This window comes from Agrobacterium sp. DSM 25558, from assembly GCF_900100825.1.
Classification (GTDB): Bacteria; Pseudomonadota; Alphaproteobacteria; order Rhizobiales; family Rhizobiaceae; genus Agrobacterium.
The window spans coordinates 130,344-149,295 of record NZ_FMUD01000008.1 but is presented as its reverse complement, the minus strand read 5'-3'; the positions used below and the strand labels follow the sequence as shown (position 1 = coordinate 149,295).

Sequence of the window (18,952 nt, the reverse complement as noted above, 5' to 3'; positions counted from 1 at the left end):
CTTACAGCCACGGCGTCGTTGCGGGATGCGACGGGAGATTGGCTTGTCTTGCGGGTCACAGGCTGAGCGGCTGTCATGGTGGGATAGGTGTTGCTGAGCACCGCGTCATCTACCAGGGCTTTCATGCTGAGAAATGTCTTGTCCCAGGATGATCCCTCGAGCATGGCATCGACAGGCACCAGCCAATCGCGCCCTGATTTTTTCAGAGCAAGCGCTTTATCGCAGGCCGTTGAGAACCCTTCTGCGTCAGCGGCAACGAACACGCCTTCGACATCGCCGTAGTGGCGAATGACGTCAGTAATCGCGGTGCTGACGACAGGCCGGCCAGCGGCCAGATATTCCGGGGTCTTGGTCGGGCTGATGAATTGCGTCGAGCTGTTGAGCGCAAACGGCATCAGCGCGGCGTCCCATCCCGCCAGATAGGCGGGCAGTTCGCTGTAGTGTTTCTGACCGAGGTAATGAATGTTCACGGCTCTTGGCAGGTCTTCCGGCGCGATCTTCGCAACGGGGCCGATGATGACGAAAGACAGCTGTGGCCTGGCTTTTGCGACCGCTTCGATCAGCGCCAAATCCAGACGCTCATCGATGACGCCGTAATATCCGACTTTGGGACCGGGGATCGACATCTGATCGGCTGGCTCCTGCCGATCCTTGCGGGCGGCATGAAAATGCGCGACATCCACACCCGATGGAAAGGGATGAATATTGTCGTGCTGATCGCATTTCGCCTCGTAAAGGCTGTAACCGCCCGTAAAGACGACGTCGGCGCGCGCGATGAGCTCTGCCTCCATTTCCTTCATGCTTTGGGGCGCAAATTTGAAATTCGCCAGCTCATCCATGCAGTCGTAAACCACAGCGGAGGCCTCGACATGGCGTGCAAAGCCGAACATAGCAGGTGTGTAGAACCACAGGATCGGGGGTGCCGCTCCGTGCATGGCCAAAAGGTCGTCCAGCAATCTGGAGAGGGCGCGTTCCCGATCCGCTTCGTTCCACCAATGGGGAATGCGTGGGCGCACTGATTTTACCGTCGTTCCCTCGAAAGGGTGGATTTCGAGATAAGCCAAATGGTGATCTGTCGGAATGAATTCCTCGAAAAAGAAGATGGCTCTGTCTTTGGCAAAGCGTCCCATCAGATGTTGTGGACGTTGAAGGACGAAATCCCATCGCAAATGCGAAAAACAGATGAGCGGCGTTTTGCGCTCGGTCATTGCTTGTAGTGGTGAGGATATCGAACTGGAGAGATTCATTGACGCATCCGCGTTTGAGGGGCGTACTCAAACCGGATGAAATAGGGTTTGTTCCTGAGCTGTTGAAAACTTTCTAATACTCTGAAATTGCCATGAGTTCCTGCAATTTGCGGACCGAATGCGGCCATGCCCAGTTGTCGATAACCGCCTGCCGGGGTGAGAAGGCCGATATATTTTCCAGTATCATGCTGATGCCTTCATGGAAGTGTTCGGCAGATGCGACCTGACCGGTCTGCGGCGTGATGTATTGAAGACCGCAACTGAGAGCGCTGTTAGCCAGCACCGGCAGACCGGCCAGCATGTATTCGGTGATGATTGCCGGTGCGCCGTCATTGGCGCCACAAACAACGCCGATTTTGGCGAGGTTCATCAGCCGGTTAACTTCGGCAAACGGAACACCGGGCGGGCCTACGAAGTCCACATCGATTCCAAGTTCACTCGCATAACGTTGCAAATCGTCGCTCATTTCGCCGTAGCCGAAAACACATAATGTGTGGATCGACCGGGGGAGTTTGGCTAGAGCCTCAAACAGAATATCGTGGCGTTTGTAGCCCTGTGCGGCGGCAACATAGATGATGTCATAGGGTTTTTCGCCATCGGTCGGGTAGAACATGCAGTCAGATGCGAATTCTGGTCCGATGGGCAGGATTGCAGTTTTTATATGCGGATGACGGTCGATCACTTCCCTAGACTGCCATTCCGCACCCGTTAGGATCAGGTCGAAATGCCTGCTGACTTCCGGTGGGACACGCAGAGCAGGGGCATCGATGGAATTATATATTTTGTAGCTTGTCTCGCACGCATCCAAAATATCTTCAGACACACCAAGTCCCCAGACACAGAGAATTTCAGGGGGGCCGAACGTGCGGATATGTGCGAGCATATCATTGGAACTGAACGGCGCTTGTGGCCCATTCATCTGAAAAGCACGCCTGACGATGAGGGGTGCTCCCTGCAAATTCGGTTCTGGCGCATCTCCGCCACGCCAATGGGTCCAGACCTCTACGACATCCACCAGACCGGCTTTCACGCAGGCCAGCGGTAAGCGCTCGATATAACCGCCCTCAACGTTGAAATCCGCGATCACCTCAGAGGTGCCTGCGGGTTTTCCACGCTCTCCGCTTTGCCATTGGTGTTCGAAGTGTTCGACGCTTGGAACGTCGTCGGGGAAGGGACCGCCGTCTTGATAATCGCTGATGACGACGAGGCGTCTGAGCGTTGGGTTCTGTGTCATCGCAACGTTCCAGCCAGCAATCCAAAGTCAAAAGCGCGACACCGGAGTGCCGCACTTTTGGTATTCTATTTTTTAGGCGGCGCAGACGCCTTGCCGAGTTTTACTGAGGGCTCACGACCCCAAACACGCAAATCAGCGAGTTTGGATACAAAATCCGTCGGGTCTTCATCCTGTGGCAGGGCAACGACGCCTTCATCGATCGCGTCTGCGATGCCCGCCTTTTGCAGCAGCGGCATTGCCGATTCGACGTAACCGATGAACTTGCAGTGCTGGAAGGCATCCGCCACGAAGTCCCGCGCAGTCGCCTCATCGACAAGGTCTTCGACACCTTCGGGCGAGGTCAGCAGAGCAACCGCATCGAACAGCACAGAAGGGCCACCATCGATCATGTGGTGAGCCTTAATCATGCTACCATCGGAGGCTTTCACGCCGCCAACCTTTGGGGCAATCAGCTCGAACACGGCTTTTTCGGCGGTAATCGCATCTGTCAACGCCTTCAACATGCCGACGTCGACGCCATCGGTGATCAGAATACCGAGCTTGCGGCCCTCGAAACGTTTGGGGCCGTTTTCCACGATGCTCAGCGCAGGCGATGGTTCCAGATCCTGACGCGTCGGGATGGCGGCATCGGCAGGTTTCGGCATCGACTCGAGGCCAAGCTTTTGCGCAACCGTTGCGGCCAGCGTTTCATCGATATTCAGCAAATGCGAAACCATGCGCTCGCGGATGGCGGGTATTTCGACCTTGCTGAGTTCGAAAGTCAGCGCCGCTGCGATGTGGCGCTGCTCGGCACCGGTCTGGCTGATATAGAATTGCCGCGCCTGGCTGTAGTGGTCGGCGAAGCTTTCGGGGCGAAGGCGTGCCTTGGTGCCCTGTTCTTCCGCCGGGAAGTGACGAAAACCCTTAGTGGGTGATTCTCGTGGGCCTTCGCCGTGCGAGTTCGGCTGGTAATTGACCCGGCCGACCGGGTTGCGCATGGCCATATGACCATCCTGCTGGAAATGCGCGAAGGGACACTTCGGCGCATTGATCGGCAAATGCGTGAAGTTCGGACCACCAAGGCGCTTCAGCTGTGTGTCGAGATAGGAGAAGTTACGGCCCTGAAGCAGCGGGTCATTGCTGAAATCGATGCCCGGCGGCACGTTCTGCGTCATGAACGCGACCTGCTCCGTTTCGGCAAAGAAATTGTCCGGCATGCGGTCCAGCACCATACGCCCGATGGCCTTCGGCGGCAGGATTTCCTCTGGGATGATCTTGGTCGGATCGAGAACATCGAAGTCGAAGCTATCGGCAAATTCCTGATCGAAAAGCTGGACTTGCAATTCCCATTCAGGAAAATCACCTGACTTGATAGCGTTCCACAGATCGCGACGGTGGAAATCCGGATCGGCACCGTTGATCTTGACGGCTTCGTTCCAAGCGACGGACTGAAGGCCCAGTTTTGGCTTCCAGTGGAATTTCACGAAGGTGGATTCGTCTTTGTCGTTGACGAAGCGGAAGGTGTGAACGCCGAAACCTTCCATGAAGCGCAGCGAGCGCGGGATTGTTCTGTCCGACATGGTCCACATGATCATGTTCATGCTTTCAGGCGTCAAGCTGATGAAGTCCCAGAAATTGTCATGGGCTGTCTGAGCCTGCGGGAAAGCACGATCCGGTTCCTGCTTGGCAGCATGGATGAGGTCGGGAAACTTGATGGCATCTTGAATGAAGAAGACCGGAATGTTGTTGCCAACCAGATCCCAATTGCCTTCCTTGGTATAAACCTTGACGGCAAAGCCGCGCACATCGCGCGCAAGGTCAGCCGAGCCCTTGTTGCCAGCAACAGTGGAGAAGCGCACGAACAGTGGCGTCTTTTCACCCTTGCGCTGAAACAGATCGGCCTTGGTGTACTGCGCAAGCGAGTCGTAGTTTTCGAAGTAGCCATGTGCGCCATAACCGCGTGCATGGACGACGCGTTCTGGAATACGCTCGTGGTCGAAGTGGAACATCTTTTCGCGGAAATGAAAGTCATCCACCACGAGCGGACCGCGTGCGCCGATCCGTAGCGAGTTCTGATCGTCGGCAACAGGGCCGCCCTGGGCGGTCGTCATGACGGGCGTATCGCCTTCCGCGAACTGGTGAAGTTCGCCGCCCTGTCCGCGTTGCATTTTCTGGTCGTGAATGGTGACGACATCGGTGTCTTGCATCAACTTTGGAGCAGCTGGTTTCTTGGCCATGATAAAGTTCCTCATAGTTTGGACCTGAACTGCGTCAGCGCAACCCAGACATAAAAAGGCCGCCCGAAAGAGGCGGCCTTCTGAGCATTCAGTCTGGCTTAGAGGCCGGGGCGGCCATAGCGAGTACGCTCTTTTTCGATCTGTTCGGCGTTGTAGGGATCAAGCGTATCGTCAAACTTTTCCCAGCCCTGCTCGTTGTAAGCGACGCGGCGTTCAGCCGGATCGACCCAGTTCGAGCGCTTGAGAATCGCTTCGGCTTCAGGCACGAGGCCATCATCGACCTTTGCAGTGACGATAGTACCGCCGCGGCGAACGCCCTCTGCGTAGACATGGGCGTCTTCTTCGGACACGCCGTTATCTGTCATCGCACCGACGATACCGCCCGCTGCACCACCTGCGACGGCACCAGCAACGGCACCTGCGGCAGTGGCTGCAAGCCAACCGGCGGCAACAACCGGGCCAACGCCTGGAATAGCCATGATGCCGAGGCCAGTCAAAAGGCCGCCAGCGCCACCGACGACTGCACCAATGCCAGCGCCGGTGCCAGCACCTTCAGCAGCTTTGGAATCATCGTGGTGGTTGTTGGTGTTGTTGGAAACGATGCTGATGTCATCGGATGGTACGCCAGCAGATTCCAAGGCAGTCACTGCCGAGCGTGCATCTGAATGGTCGTCAAAAAGTCCAGTAATGGTTTTCATATCAAATTCCTCGAATTTCGTTGACGTCACTGGTGCGACGTTACTTGGCGACGACGTTGCCCTGGTAATCCAAAGCGATCATGACAGCCTTGCCGTCCTTCATGCCTGCAGCCATCCAGATGCCCTTGTCGTCCTTCTTGAGGTCCTTGACATCGGAATAGCCGGCTTCTTCGATGCGGGTCTTGGCCTGCTCTTCGGTGAAGCTGTTTGCGCCTTCGACAGGTGCAGTCGGGTTTTTGGTGTCAGGTGTGGCGACTGCTGGTGTCTTGCCGTCAGTGCTTGTCGCTGGGGCAGATGTGGCTGGGGAAGTCGTTGCAGGTGCGGTGGTCTGGGCAGCAGCGGTCAGGGCAGTAGCGCTCAACAGCGCTGCTGCAAGAATGATCTTCTTCATGGTGATTTCCTCTCATGCGGACCGTTCTTCACAGCTCCGTGGCTCAATAACCGTCCGTCAGATCATTCGTTCCATATTAGTGAAATTAAATGGACTTTGATGGCTGGCCTGTCTCGATCCTGACAGGGATGGCCTTGGAGGCAGGCGTCTTGGACAGTTCGTCATGATGATCTATGGAAATCAACGTGTTGGCTTCCGGGTAATATGCGCCGATCGTGCCTTGGGGCAGGTTATGGGTGCGCACGGAAAGGCCACCGAGCTCGCGTCTTTTGCCATCATTGAAATCACTGACAAGCGTGATGTTCTGGCCTTCATGCAGACCTGCTGCGGCCATATCCTGCGCGCACATCAACACCACGTCTCTGGTGCCTTCTATTCCTCGGAAGCGGTCGGAATATCCATAGATCGTCGTGTTGAACTGGTCGTTCGAGCGCATCGTGACCAGGCGGAAACGACCGTCTGCGTCTTCAAAGGACAGAGCATTCAGCCGATGCGGCGCGGTAAACACAGCCTTTTTCTCATCCGTATTCCAGATGCGCTTATGGGCGTTGTTGCCCCGATAGAAGCCGCCGGGCTGGAACATCCTGGTGTTGTAGTCCTTAAAATCCTTGGGATAGGTGAATTCGATCAGGTCGCGAACAAGGCCGTAATTACCGGTCCACTCATCCCACTTCAATTTTGGATTGGGAGAGAGCGCAGCCTTTGCGATACCCGTCACGATTGCCAGCTCGCTTTTGAGGTGAGCGGATGCGGGCGTTCTTTTGCCCAAAGAGCCGGAGATATGAGAGAAGCTGTCTTCCGTCGTCACGGCCTGTGGTCCTGTCGCCTGGCTGTCTATCTCCAACCGAGACAGGCAGGGTAGGATATAGGTGTTGGCACCCGGAAAGAGATGGCTGCGGTTCAGCTTGGTGGAGATCATGACCGTCAATTCCTGACGGCTCCATGCCTGCTCCATGTCCTTCTGGTCCGGCACGGCGCGCACCAGATTGCCGCCGAGACAGATGAAGGCTTTGATCTCGCCCGCCATCAAGCCTTTCACGGCATCGACAATTGTCGTGCCGTCTTCCATCGGTGGATCGAAGTCGAACAATTGTTTTAGCTTGTCCATGGGGATCAGCTTGGTCTTTTCGGCGATGCCAACGGTGCGTTGACCCTGCACGTTGGAGTGACCGCGCACCGGACAGCAGCCAGCCCCTTCACGACCGATATTGCCCCTCAGAAGCAGCAAATTGACCAGCATCGCGACGTTGAGCGCACCCTGCGAATGTTGCGTCAGCCCCATGCCGTAAACGCCGATCACGCGCTCTGACCGAACGTAGATGTCGCCAGCGCTACGAATGGCGGCTTCGGTGAGACCGCTTTCCCGCTCAATATCTACCCAGCCCGTATCGCGCACGCATTGAATGAAGGCGTCAAAGCCCACCGTGTGTTCAGCAATGAAGTCGACATCGATGACGCGCTTGCCGCCCTTGGCTATTGCTGCATCATCCGCCTCGATGACCACCTTGCACAGGCCGAGTATCGCGGCGATATCGCCTCCGGCCTTGACCTGCAAATATTCGTCGGAAATCATCGTTTCACGCCCGGTCAGCATATCGACCGGGCTTTGCGGGTTTACGAAGGACACCAGTCCCTGTTCCAAGACAGGGTTGAAGGTGACGATATGCGCGCCACGCTTCTTGGCCTCCTGGAGTGGATGGAGGAACCGTGGGCTGTTGGAGCCGGGGTTCTGGCCGAAGAAAAAGAAGGCATCCGCTTTTTCGAGATCTTCCCAGACGATGGTTCCCACGGGAGAACCGATGACCTTATTGAGACCGACGGACGTCGTTTCGTGGCACATGTTGGAACTTTGGGGCAGATTGTTGTTGCCATAGGCCCGAGCCATAAGTGCATAGAGATAAGATGCTTCAAGCCCGGCGTGGCCTGACGAATAGAACACCGCGCTTTCCCGAGGTAGCGCCTTGAGCCGTTGACCGATATCGGAAAAGGCTTCCTCCCAATCCACTTCGACATAGCGGTCTGTCTGGTGGTCATAGCGCATGGGATGGGTGAGGCGGCCGGTCTTTTCCAGATCATGGTCTTTCCAGCTGCGAAGCTCCGCAACCGTGTGGTCATTCCAGAAATCCGGCGTGCATCGTGCACTGGTCAAATCCGATAGCGTGGCCTTCGCACCGTTTTCGCAGAACTCGAACGGGTGGTAGTTGGCGGGCTTTGGCCAGGCGCAGGACACGCACATGACCCCGCCCGGTTTGTTGAGATGCGCCAACGTATCAAGCGCGGCAGGGGTGGGCCAGTTCTCGCCGTAGATGCGGGCGATCGATTTGACCGATCCCCAACCACCGGAAGGGCCTTCGGATTCGGGATTGGGGATTTGGTCTGCCATTTTATCGATCCATCATTCTGGAGAAAGAGTGCGCGTTTTTGAGCCCGTCATTCCTGCGGCTCATGGATGGGACAGCGGTTGAAACCTGCACGAAACTGCGAGGAGTGCTGGTAGGTGTCTTTTCTGGCGCGGTTGATATTGCCCAAAGGCCGGTGTGCGGCGAGGCCGGTCCAGACACTGAACCGCATCTCTTCATCGACCTTACGCACATTGTCGTCGCTCCAGCTGTCTTGCGGCGCGACGCTGACCTTCGCGACGGTGATGAAGGGCGCGTCCTGCTCATCCCATTCGACGGTGGGGTCCTCAATCGGTTGCTTTTCCAGATCACGACAGAGCTGGACCTGAAACAGCCATTCGCCAGCGGTATCGCGCATTTCTGCCTGCACCGTGTCTCGGATTGCGTTGTCACCTATGCTGGTGTCGATTTCCCGGCCCGTCAATTCCACAAGACCGTGGGCAACCGGCTTCAGGCGAAACTTCGCGACATAGTCGCCGTACAGAAATGGGGTGACGCTGAAATAGGTTTCGCCCAGGGGGTCGATATTGGGTGCGCCGCCCAGAGATTGCACCGCAGAACTGGTGATGCCGACAGCTTCCAGCGCGCTGTTGACGCCCTGCAACACGCTGGAGAGAACCTTTTTGGTTCCTTCCATGCGGTCCGTCGTTTTTGCGAGCAGTTTCAGATTGCCGTGAAATTTCTTGGCGTCAGGTGCCTGGAAAACGGGGCCGTTGACCATGACGAAATCCTGCGTCTCGCCTTCTGCGCCCTCGATGCGAGCACCTTCGACGCCAACGACTTTCATCGCCAGACCGCGCGGCAGAGAAATGGCATCGGGCAGAATATCACCGGCGTTGGTGGAGAGGCGCAGATAGACCTTGTAACTGCCCGGGGAGGCGAAAAGCCCCTGCGCCAGTTCCGGCGTCAGTCCGTTCTCAACGGTCATCGTTCCCTCAAGAATGCCATGCGACTTTGCGTGGACGGAGCGAACGGCATGACCGTAGTCCTCGGCAGTGCGCTTCAAGATGACGTCAAAGGTTTCGTTGAGATCGGCGATGACCTGCTTCTCGTCAGGCTTGATCTCTTCCAAATCGGTGCTGTAGCGGACAGGCAGTGGTGTCGTCATGATGGAAGTCTCCGTTGCGGGAAAAGGAAAAAATTTGGGATGCGACGGCCTCGATCGGGCGCGTTTCTCAATTCTAACAACGGCAACTTCCTTATTGTTCCAACAGCCTCGTTTGCGGGCACCGACGCTCACGCAACTGTGTCAGGCGATGTTTTCTTTGGGACGGGAAACAATGTTGGCGCTGCGTCGTTTATCGGACACGCGTCAATGAGGGAGTTCACGGTCATGCCACGTCACGTTTTCTGGAAAGGGCACTTACGGCTCTCCCTCGTCACAGCGGCCGTTTCCCTGACGCCGGCTACCACGGAGAGCGCGAAGGTCAGATTTCATATTCTGAACCGCAAGACGGGCAACCGGGTCGAAAGCCATTACGCCGACAGCACAACGCATCGCCGCGTTGCCGATAAAAATCAGGTCAAAGGATTTCCCAAGGAAGATGGCGGTTTCGTTTTGCTGGAAGACGACGAGATCGACGCCGTCGGGTTGGAAAGCACCAAGACCATCGATATCCAGACTTTCGTTCCCGCAGGCTCCATCGACTGGATCTGGTACGATCGCCCGCATTTTTTAAAACCAGAAGACAAGATCGGTGCCGAAGCCTTCGGTGTCATCAGGGACGCGATGAAGGCCGACAACGTCTCGGGCATCGCGCGGCTGGTGATCTATCGCAGGGAACATGCCGTTCTGCTGGAGCCCGCGGGCAATGGCATCATTTTATGGACGCTGCATTACGCCGATGAGGTTCGCGACAGTATCGATACGCTTGAGCCCAAACAAAAACTCGATTCCGAGCTGTTGTCGCTGATGGAAAAACGGATCGAGAAAAACACGATTGCCTGGAAATCATCTGTCACTCAGGACAAGGTTCAAAAGAAAATCAAGGCGCTTCTCAAATCCAAGGAAAAGGGGAAAACAGCCTCGAAATCAAAATCCGCGCCTGCCAAAAAGAGCGGCGGCAATGTCATCAACATCATGGATGCGCTCAAGAAGAGCCTCGCCTCCGAAAAGCGAGGCTGAGCTATTTGGGCAGCGGTTTCGCGGCATCGAAAAAGCCGCTCCATGGGTCATGTTTCATCGCGGCCAGACGCGGCGCAATGTTACCGACGGTGAAGTAATCCGGGCTTATCTCGTCTGACAACTCAGACCATTCCAGCGGCATGGAAACAGCCGCTCCGGGCCGTGCCCGTGAGGAGTAGGGGGCAACGGCGGTGTTGCCGCGCCCGTTGCGAAGATAATCGATGAAGATACGACCGTGCCGCTTGGACTTGGTCGAAACGGCAATGAATTTATCCCCATCATCCTTCGCCATGCTGACAGCCATGGCCTTGGCAAAGGCCTTGACCGCCGTCCACCCTGCCTGTGGCTTGAGAGGACTGACGACATGCAGCCCTTTGCCACCCGATGTCTTGACGAAGGCCGCCAGCCCGACGTCCTCAAAACGCCGCTTCAGCTCAAGCGCTGCACCGATGACCTCGCCCCAGGTCACATCCTCACCCGGATCTAGATCCATGGTGATCATGTCGGGCTTTTCCCAGCTGCGCGTGGTTGCGCCCCAGGGGTGAATTTCCAGCGCCGCCGACTGAACAAGGGCCATCAACCCGTCGAAGTCGGTGATGCGGATCAGCGGTTCCCCCTGTTTATCCTTGGGATCGGCAATCTGGCCGATGGCTTTGTTGGTACCACGCCACGGGTGTTTCTGGAAAAAATGCGGGCCTTCTATGCCATCCGGGCAGCGAACAAGGGCCAGCGGCCTGTCCACGATGTAGGGTGCCATCAGATGCCAGACCTGCGCGTAATAATCAGCAAGGCCTTCTTTCGTCACGCCGTCCTTCGGCCAATACAGCCTTTCCGGGTGGCTGAAGGTCACGCTGGTTTTGGGAACAGGCTTTGCCGAGCTTTGCGCATCCTCGCGATGGATGTCTTTCGCATCCTTGTCCTCTCGAATGCCCCGAAACGATGCGTGGCGCAGGTTGCCATCAGCAGACCATGTGCGGAACTCCACTTCCGCAACGATGTCGGGCTTCACGAAAATCAGATCGCGCTTGGCCAGCGCCGTCAGCTTATCGGCAAAGGGGCTCGTTTTTTCCGTCAGGGGTTTCAGCGTCTGAAACAGCTTTTCCGCGACATCCGACGTAAAACCGGTGCCGACGCGTCCGACGTGGTGAAAGCCGTCTTTGTCGTAGACACCGAGGGCCAGCGAACCGATGGCCTGATCCGAGGTGGATGACAGCGTGAAGCCGCCGATTACGAATTCCTGACGGCTGGAGCATTTGGACTTTACCCATTGCCCCTTGCGTCCCGACAGATATTTGCTGCTTTTCTGTTTGGAGATCACACCCTCAAGGCTGAGGCGGCAGGCGTGCTCCAAAATCATGTCACCGTTTTCCTCAAAATGCTCGCTATATCTCAAGACAGCATCGCCGGATGGCAGCAGCTTTTCGAGGAGATGCTTGCGCTCGATCAGCTCCGCGTTTTGAAGGCTTTGGCCATCCAGATGCAACAGATCGAAGGCGTAATAGCGGAAGCGGTCGGTTCGACCGGCGCTCAAGTCCTCTTGCAAGGCGGAGAAATCCGATGCGCCATTGTCGCGTTCCACAACGATCTCTCCATCGAGTATCGCATTTTGAACGGGAAGCTTGGTGAACGCCTTGACGACCTCGGGGCCAAACTTTTCGGTCCAGTCCAACCCGCTGCGGGTCAGAAGTGACACCTTGCCACCATCGATCCGAACCTGAACCCTGTAGCCATCGAACTTGATTTCGTGCAGCCAGCGGTCGCCTGCAGGCGGCATGGGTTTGAGGGTTGCAAGGGCAGGCGGGATGAAATCCGGTAGCGATGCCTTGCGTGCGCCTTTTGGAAAATCATGCGTCTGCTTGGCTCCCGCAACGGCTTTGGCCTTTTTGCTGACCGGCTTGGAATTCCACGTATCATCAGGATTTGTAGCAACATCCTTTATCGCGCGCCCGGATTTAATGGAGTTGGGCTCTTCGACCAGAATATCCTTGTCACCTTTGGTGCGGGCCTCTTCGTCCTCGACCTTGATTAGCAACCAGTTTTCGCGGGTCTCGCCGGGTTTACCGTGCATACGAACCAGATGCCAACGACCGCGCAGCTTCTCGCCGTCTAGATCGAATTCCAGGTGGCCCTTCTTGTAGCCTTTTTTGGCGTCTCCAACCGGGTGCCATGTGCCCTTGTCCCACAGGATCACCGTGCCGCCGCCATATTGACCCTTGGGGATGACGCCCTCGAAATCGCCATAGCTCAAGGGGTGGTCTTCCACGTGGACGGCGAGACGTTTGTCTTCCGGGTCAAGGCTGGGGCCACGCGTCACCGCCCAGCTCTTGAAAACACCATCCATTTCCAGCCGAAAATCGTAGTGAAGCCTGCGGGCATCGTGTTTTTGGATGACGAAGGACGACCCCTGGTCCTCGCTCTTGGTGCCACGTGGTTCTGGCGTCTGGTCGAAGCGGCGCTTCGCATTGTATCTTTGCAGGCCCATGGTCAGCTCGCTTTTTTCGTTTTGGTGGCCGGCTTCTTGGCGGTTTTTTCAGTGGCACCCTTGTCTCCGGCGGCACTGCGGCGCAGAGCCTCCTTCAGGTCGACGACATTGTCGCGCTTTTCCTCGACAGGTTTCTTGATCGGGCGGCCCTCGATCTTGGCTTTGACCAGCTCCGCCAAGGCGTCGTTGTAGCGATCGGCATAGGCTGCGGGGTCGAATTTTCCGGCGCGTTTCTTGATGATGTGGCTGGCAAGTTCCAGCATTTCATCATCGAACTTCATATCTGGAATGGATTTGAAGGTGGTGGTCTGCGAGCGAACTTCATAATCGAAACTCAGGGTCGTCGCGATCAACGCCTTCCCGTGTGGGCGGATGATAAGGTTTCTGTTTCGGCGAAACAGCACGGCTTCCGCAATGGCGACCACATTTTGCCGCTCCATGGCTTGTGCCAACAGGCTGAGTGCATCCTCCCCATCTCCGTCGGTCGCGGCGAGGAAATAGGGCCGGTCGAAATAGAGCTTGTCTATGTCGTCGTAGGCAATGAAGTTTTCGATGTCGATGATCTTGTTGCTGTCTGGCATGAGGGCTGCGATTTCGTCACCTTCAACGATGACGTGGTCGCCATTGTCGAGTTCGAAACCCCTGACCTGATCGGATTTGTCGACCTGCTCTCCGGTATCGCTATCGACATATTGCCGCTCGACGCGGTTGCCGGTCTTTCGATTGACGATATTGAACGAGATTTTTTCCGACGAGGTGATGGCCGAATACAGCCCGACCTCGCAGGCGAAATCACCAAATTTGATGTGGCCTTTCCAGCTTGCCCGGCGCGTCATGAGTGTGCACCCCCGCGCCCGGTTTCAAGCCGTAAATGCTTGAGTGACCTGTCAACCATTTGCACCTCCTCGGCGGTAACGACCGGAATGGGATCAGACGCCATGGCTTCCAGAACTTCTGGTGAAAGCCCACCATTGCGCATCACCCATTCCATCGCCTCACGCGTCTCGCGTTCCGCTCTCAACTGCGCGTGGAGGGCCAGTATCAACCGGTCCCTGACGTCATAGGTTTTATGATCCTGCTTCTTCGGTACGCGTGACATGAAACCGCTCCTGCGCAATATCGCTAGACTGCTGTTGTCATTCCAATGGCTATTCTAACGTCTCCAAGGGGCCGTCGTTCCATGGCCTGGATATCGTGCGGAACCAAATGCGATCAGCCGAGTTGTTGCGCTGGGGCATTAGGATGTACGGGGATAGCTTTGAATTTTGTAGGCGGCGGCGAATGCGGAAATTTGTTCCGGAATTTTGCTTGGGATGACAGCCCTTTAGGCACCCCTGATGCGTGGCCGGTCGAACTCCAAACCCTCGTCAACGTCATGCTTGGCTCTCTGCAACCCATGTTGATTGTGTGGGGTCCGTCGCAAATCACGCTGTATAATGATGGTTATGCGGCCATGTGCGGCAATCGCCATCCCGCAGCATTCGGTCATCCGTTTCGTGATCTCTGGTACGATATCTGGGATGCCGTCGACCCCATAATTTCTGCCGCCTATGCCGGGCAAGGCACGTCGATGGACGACATAGAGTTCATCATGTATCGCAAGGGTTATGCGGAGGAAACGCATTTCTCGTTTTCCTATACGCCTGTTCGAGATCAATCGGGCGTCGTGCTGGGAATGTTTTGCGCCTGTTCCGAAATCACCGGCGAGATCATCGTTCGTCGCGAGCAGAAAAGCCTTCAAGAGAAGCTTCTGCAAATATTCGAAATGTCACCAGCGGGCATCGCCACGCTGGGTGGTCCCGACCACATCTTTGAATTTGCGAATGAAGAATATTATTCGATGATCGGCATTGGCCGGGACATCATTGGAAAATCCGTTGCTGAAGCTGTGTCCGAGGTCGTCGACCAGGGTTTTATCGATCTTCTCGATACCGTTTATAAAACGGGAGAGCCTTTCGCGGCTCGTGCTGTTCCAGTCGAGCTTAATCGCGGACCTGATGGTGAGAAGCAGAAGCGGTTTATAGACCTTGTGTATCAGGCGATGCGTGCGCCCTCTGGTGAGATTATGGGCATATTGGTCCAGGCGCAGGATGTCACGGAACGCCTGGCCGAGCAGAAGCACCGGGAATTGATATCGCACGAGCTTGGCCACCGCCTCAAGAACCAGCTCGCCATGGTACAGGCGATCGCATCTCAAACGCTCCGTTCGGCGGAGAGCCTGGATTCAGCCCGGAAAATACTCTCGGGTCGCATTGGCGTTTTGAGTGCGGCACATGACACGGTGATCCAGGGTGGTTTGGGAACGTCCAATGTCCATAAACTGGTCAACCAGATGCTCGAAGTTCATGACGATCCCATGGCGTCGCGGTTTACCGTTTCGGGAGCCAATTTGCGCGTCGGCTCACGCCCGTCTCTGTCTCTTTCGCTGATCCTGCATGAACTGGCCACGAATGCGGTTAAATACGGAGCTCTTTCGGTGCCGGATGGCAAAGTGGATATTCGCTGGCACATCACCGGAGACGCCAAAGACAGGTTCGAACTCGTTTGGACGGAAACCGGTGGCCCGGAGGTCGCCGCACCGGAACGAGTCGGTTCTGGCTCCCGGCTTATCAAGGCAGGTCTTGCCGGTGCCGCCAATGGGCGTGTCGATATTTTGTACGAAGCCTGCGGTCTGCGCTGCGTTATTTCCGCAGATCTGGCCAGTTTTCAGCAGGAGCATTGATTGATGCCATCGCGACTTCTCATCGTTGAGGATGACGGGCTCATTCGCCTTGATCTGGTTGATATGGTGTCAGATCTCGGGTTCCTGGCGGAAGAGGCGGCGACAGCCGATCAGGCGGTCGAAATGCTGGAAACCGAAGACCGGATCGATGCCATCTTGACGGATATAGATATGCCCGGATCGATCAACGGTCTGGGGTTGGCCAATGTAGCGCACCGGCGCTGGCCGGATATCAAAGTCGTCGTCATTTCCGGGAGATACGATCCCGCCGAAGGGGTCTTGCCGCCGGGCGCGATTTTTCTGACGAAGCCGATCTCTTCGGACCTCATCGAAAAGGCACTGATAGACGTCGGCTTAGCCTTCCCTTGACCATCTGACGATGCCTGAAACGGACGCTGATCTTCATGCCGCATCCTGGCGTTGTGACATGAAAGTAACGGCTGCAACTAGATTTTGGTCTAGGCAAAATAATCATTGAAAATTCGTTAAAATCTGATTCGACACACGATTCGATCAGGTGTAATAAATAATCGTTCAAGGAATGAGTGCTGATAACTCGCATCTTTCGGGAGGATGGGTCTTGTCTTACGTGGCTTTTCAACGTGTGGGTACACAGTTGTCACCCCAGCAGGTCACTGACCTTCAGACGATATTCGATGGCGTTTGTTTTGAGTGCCTTGAAGATCGGAGCAGTCCGGTGGCCAATGAATGCGCGGCAGTTCTGATTAGAAGCGCCCAGCGAGGCATTCTCGATCACGACATGCTGCGTGATATCGGTAAAGCGGTTATGCGCCGCCACTGATCCACAACATGGAAGAGTTCAAGCGCCCGGTTGCCCGGGCGCTTTTGTGTTGGGTCAGCTTTTTTCCTGAACATGGGCTTCGAGAAACCAGAGTGATTTATCCAAGTCTCTCGACGCCGCGGTAAAGATGTCGGCGGTGTTCGGATCGCCTGCATCATCCGCTTCATCGATAGATTTGCGAATGAGATTGGCAACATCACCATAGCGTTCGATCAACTCATCGAGGTGATCCTGGGTTTTGAAGATATCCGTTGGATAGGCCTTCAGCTTGGATGTCGATGTGACCGACTGCACGCTGCCAAGGGCAGTCCCGCCTAGCTGCACGGCGCGTTCCGCAATGGTGTCGCTATGCTTATCGAGCAGGGTGCGGAATGTGTCCAGCAGTTCGTGGATCGCGATGAACTGCGGTCCTTTCAGGTTCCAATGGGCCTGTTTCGTTACCAGCGACAGATCGATGACAGACGCCAGAGCCTCGTTCAAGAGCCCTATGACCGTCGCCTTGGTATTGGATGGTAGATCGTTTCGGGTCTTGTGGGTTCTCATGTTGTTCTCCTGAAACGCGATTATATTTTGGTTTTTTAAACGTCCGGGAAATCAACGGGTGGGAGCGGTAGTCGTTCCATCATCCGTGGTTGCAAATATATGTTAATTGTCGGTTGGGGGGTCGCTTATAATTTCTCTGTCGAGAAGTGTTAAGGACCTGTCCGGCTCGATGCGATAGGTTTCATGGGCTCGTCGGCCGTCCTGCATGACGAACTCGTGGCTGAAGGTGCTGCCGACAGGAGACTTGGTCAGTTTTGTCCGGGGCTGGCCACCATAGGTGATGCTACCGGGAATGGGCTCGACAGCGGAGGCAGCGGTTGTGCAGGACGCGAGCGCCAAGACGAACAGCAGAGCGAATTTGCGCATGATGTCTTCCCCAAAGGATGATGTGTTACTGAAACGAACTCCAACCTTTTCCGTTCCTGACATAAAAAAGCCCCGCACTCTTTCGAATGCGGGGCAGGCCCTTGGGAGGGAGCTCTTTTTAGTCTTCGTTGGCAGCGAGTTGCGTCAACACCTGGCCGCGACCACGAATACGCATGATCAGCGGAATGAGGAAGGCGGCTGCCGCAACGGCGAACAGGCCAACGGCAATCCACGACGTAAACAGCACAGATGGATCACCCTGACCGATGGCCAGTGCGCGGCGCAATTGCTGCTCGGCCAATGGCCCGAGGATGAGACCGACGACGGCAGGCGCAATCGGGTAGCCGAAGATGCGCATGATATAGCCGAGGATACCGAATGCGAGCAGCATTCCGAGTTCGAACACGGAAGGGTTCGCGCCAATCGTACCGAGCGTCGCAAACAGCAGAATGCCTGCATAGAGCCAAGGCTTTGGAATGGTCAGCAGCTTTACCCACAGGCCGATCAGCGGCAGGTTGAGAACCAGCAGCATGAGGTTGGCGATAAACAGGCTGGCGATCAGGCCCCAGACGAGCTGCGGGTTGGTCGCAAACAGAAGCGGGCCGGGCTGAAGGCCGAACTGCTGGAAACCGGCCAGCATGATGGCAGCCGTCGCCGTTGTCGGTAGGCCGAGCGTCAGCAGCGGCACCAGCGTACCGGCAGCAGATGCATTGTTGGCCGCTTCCGGACCGGCAACGCCTTCTATAGCACCGTGGCCAAACTCTTCGGGGTGCTTCGACAGGCGCTTTTCCGTGGCGTAGGACAGGAAGGTGCCGATCTCAGCGCCGCCCGCTGGCATCGCGCCAATGGGGAAGCCGATCAACGTGCCGCGAAGCCATGGCTTCCACGAACGAGCCCAGTCCTGCGCGCTCATCCAGACCGAACCCTTGACGGCTTCGACCTTTTCGTCGCCGCTTTGGCCTTGTGCGACGATGAACAGCGTTTCACCGATGGCGAACATGGCCACCGCGAGCGTTGTGACTTCCACACCGTCGAGCAGATCGGGGATGCCGAAGCTCATACGGGTCTGGCCGGTCAACTGGTCGATGCCGACGATGGCGAGCGCAAAGCCGATGAACAGAGATGTCAGGCCGCGCAGTGCCGAATCACCAAAGGCCGAGGAGACGGTTACGAAGGCCAGCACCATCAGCGCGAAATATTCGCGTGGGCCGAAAACCAGCGCCAGCTTGACGATGTAGGGCGCCACGAAGGCCAGCGCGATGGTCGCAATCAGGCCCGCCACGAAGGAGCCGATCGCGGCTGTGGCAAGGGCGGGGCCGCCGCGCCCGGCGCGGGCCATCTTGTTGCCCTCCAGTGCGGTTACTATAGACGCACTTTCGCCGGGTGTGTTGAGAAGGATCGATGTGGTCGAGCCGCCATACATGCCGCCGTAATAGATACCGGCAAACATGATGAGCGATCCGGCAGGATCGAGCTGGTAGGTGACGGGCAGAAGCAGCGCGACGGTCAGCGCCGGGCCGATGCCGGGCAGAACGCCGACGGCGGTGCCGAGTGTGACGCCGATCAGCGCGTAGAGAAGGTTCATCGGTTGCGCAGCAACCGCGATGCCTTGCAGCAGAAAATCAAAAGTGCTCATGGACAGTTGTCCCCCTGTCGGGTGAAACCCTTGCCGCGCTTAAAATGCGGGCACCAAGGCTTCATGTCTTGTTGTTTATCGAGTGGATCGG

Annotated in this window: 16 protein-coding genes and 1 pseudogene; 3 read left to right on the top strand and 14 right to left on the bottom strand. The window is 56.4% G+C overall.

Features of this window, described 5'->3' with window-relative positions:
• Positions 1–98: 98 nt before the first annotated feature.
• From DSM25558_RS09590 to DSM25558_RS09560, 7 genes and pseudogenes are all read right to left on the bottom strand, one after another.
• Positions 99–1,247: pseudogene (locus DSM25558_RS09590) on the bottom strand (glycosyltransferase family 1 protein); the annotation flags it as partial.
• Between the two features lie 73 nt (positions 1,248–1,320).
• Positions 1,321–2,481, bottom strand: coding sequence for a glycosyltransferase (locus DSM25558_RS09585; RefSeq protein WP_077104134.1), 1,161 nt, complete (start codon positions 2,479–2,481; stop codon positions 1,321–1,323).
• A gap of 65 nt (positions 2,482–2,546) precedes the next feature.
• Entirely contained in the window at positions 2,547–4,667 is a 2,121-nt protein-coding gene (catE, locus tag DSM25558_RS09580) for a catalase (RefSeq protein WP_371479743.1), read from the bottom strand.
• 128 nt (positions 4,668–4,795) lie between these two features.
• Positions 4,796–5,395: a hypothetical protein gene (locus DSM25558_RS09575; protein WP_077104130.1), complete on the bottom strand. Its 600-nt coding sequence runs from the start codon at positions 5,393–5,395 to the stop codon at positions 4,796–4,798.
• Between the two features lie 40 nt (positions 5,396–5,435).
• Positions 5,436–5,786, bottom strand: a complete 351-nt coding sequence (locus DSM25558_RS09570; protein WP_077104128.1) for a PepSY domain-containing protein — start codon at positions 5,784–5,786, stop codon at positions 5,436–5,438.
• 85 nt (positions 5,787–5,871) lie between these two features.
• Complete coding sequence (locus DSM25558_RS09565) at positions 5,872–8,169, bottom strand: FdhF/YdeP family oxidoreductase (RefSeq protein ID WP_077104126.1); 2,298 nt, start codon at positions 8,167–8,169, stop codon at positions 5,872–5,874.
• Positions 8,170–8,216: 47 nt separating this feature from the next.
• Positions 8,217–9,293 (bottom strand): catalase family protein, encoded by a 1,077-nt coding sequence (locus DSM25558_RS09560; protein ID WP_077104123.1) that lies wholly within the window; start codon positions 9,291–9,293, stop codon positions 8,217–8,219.
• 225 nt (positions 9,294–9,518) lie between these two features.
• Between DSM25558_RS09560 and DSM25558_RS09555 the strand changes: the two genes are divergently transcribed.
• Entirely contained in the window at positions 9,519–10,310 is a 792-nt protein-coding gene (locus DSM25558_RS09555; protein WP_077104208.1) for a non-homologous end joining protein Ku, read from the top strand.
• Between the two features lies 1 nt (position 10,311).
• On the opposite strand, the gene ligD is transcribed toward DSM25558_RS09555, so the two are convergent.
• From ligD to DSM25558_RS09540, 3 genes are read right to left on the bottom strand one after another with little or no spacing between them, the layout of a single operon-like run.
• Complete coding sequence (ligD, locus tag DSM25558_RS09550; protein ID WP_077104121.1) at positions 10,312–12,792, bottom strand: DNA ligase D; 2,481 nt, start codon at positions 12,790–12,792, stop codon at positions 10,312–10,314.
• A 2-nt stretch (positions 12,793–12,794) separates the two neighbouring features.
• Positions 12,795–13,628, bottom strand: coding sequence for a non-homologous end joining protein Ku (locus DSM25558_RS09545; protein ID WP_077104119.1), 834 nt, complete (start codon positions 13,626–13,628; stop codon positions 12,795–12,797).
• Complete coding sequence (locus DSM25558_RS09540; protein ID WP_077104117.1) at positions 13,625–13,891, bottom strand: hypothetical protein; 267 nt, start codon at positions 13,889–13,891, stop codon at positions 13,625–13,627. The genes DSM25558_RS09545 and DSM25558_RS09540 overlap by 4 nt, the downstream gene beginning before the upstream one ends.
• A gap of 159 nt (positions 13,892–14,050) precedes the next feature.
• Between DSM25558_RS09540 and DSM25558_RS09535 the strand changes: the two genes are divergently transcribed.
• A complete protein-coding gene (locus DSM25558_RS09535; RefSeq protein ID WP_077104115.1) occupies positions 14,051–15,514 on the top strand; it encodes a sensor histidine kinase in 1,464 nt (487 codons plus the stop codon).
• 3 nt (positions 15,515–15,517) lie between these two features.
• Positions 15,518–15,883: a response regulator gene (locus DSM25558_RS09530; protein WP_077104113.1), complete on the top strand. Its 366-nt coding sequence runs from the start codon at positions 15,518–15,520 to the stop codon at positions 15,881–15,883.
• A 250-nt stretch (positions 15,884–16,133) separates the two neighbouring features.
• Here the strand turns inward: DSM25558_RS09530 and DSM25558_RS28965 are convergent, their stop codons facing one another.
• The 4 genes from DSM25558_RS28965 to DSM25558_RS09510 form a co-directional block, all read right to left on the bottom strand.
• On the bottom strand, positions 16,134–16,313 hold the full coding sequence (locus tag DSM25558_RS28965; RefSeq protein ID WP_200800739.1) for a hypothetical protein: 180 nt from the start codon (positions 16,311–16,313) through the stop codon (positions 16,134–16,136).
• A 57-nt stretch (positions 16,314–16,370) separates the two neighbouring features.
• Complete coding sequence (gene dps / locus DSM25558_RS09520) at positions 16,371–16,859, bottom strand: DNA starvation/stationary phase protection protein Dps (RefSeq protein WP_077104109.1); 489 nt, start codon at positions 16,857–16,859, stop codon at positions 16,371–16,373.
• A 102-nt stretch (positions 16,860–16,961) separates the two neighbouring features.
• Positions 16,962–17,225 carry a hypothetical protein gene (locus DSM25558_RS09515; RefSeq protein ID WP_077104107.1) on the bottom strand — a complete coding sequence of 88 codons (264 nt, stop codon included), beginning with the start codon at positions 17,223–17,225 and terminating at the stop codon, positions 16,962–16,964.
• Positions 17,226–17,343: 118 nt separating this feature from the next.
• A complete protein-coding gene (locus DSM25558_RS09510) occupies positions 17,344–18,861 on the bottom strand; it encodes a tripartite tricarboxylate transporter permease (RefSeq protein WP_077104105.1) in 1,518 nt (505 codons plus the stop codon).
• Positions 18,862–18,952 lie beyond the last annotated feature (91 nt).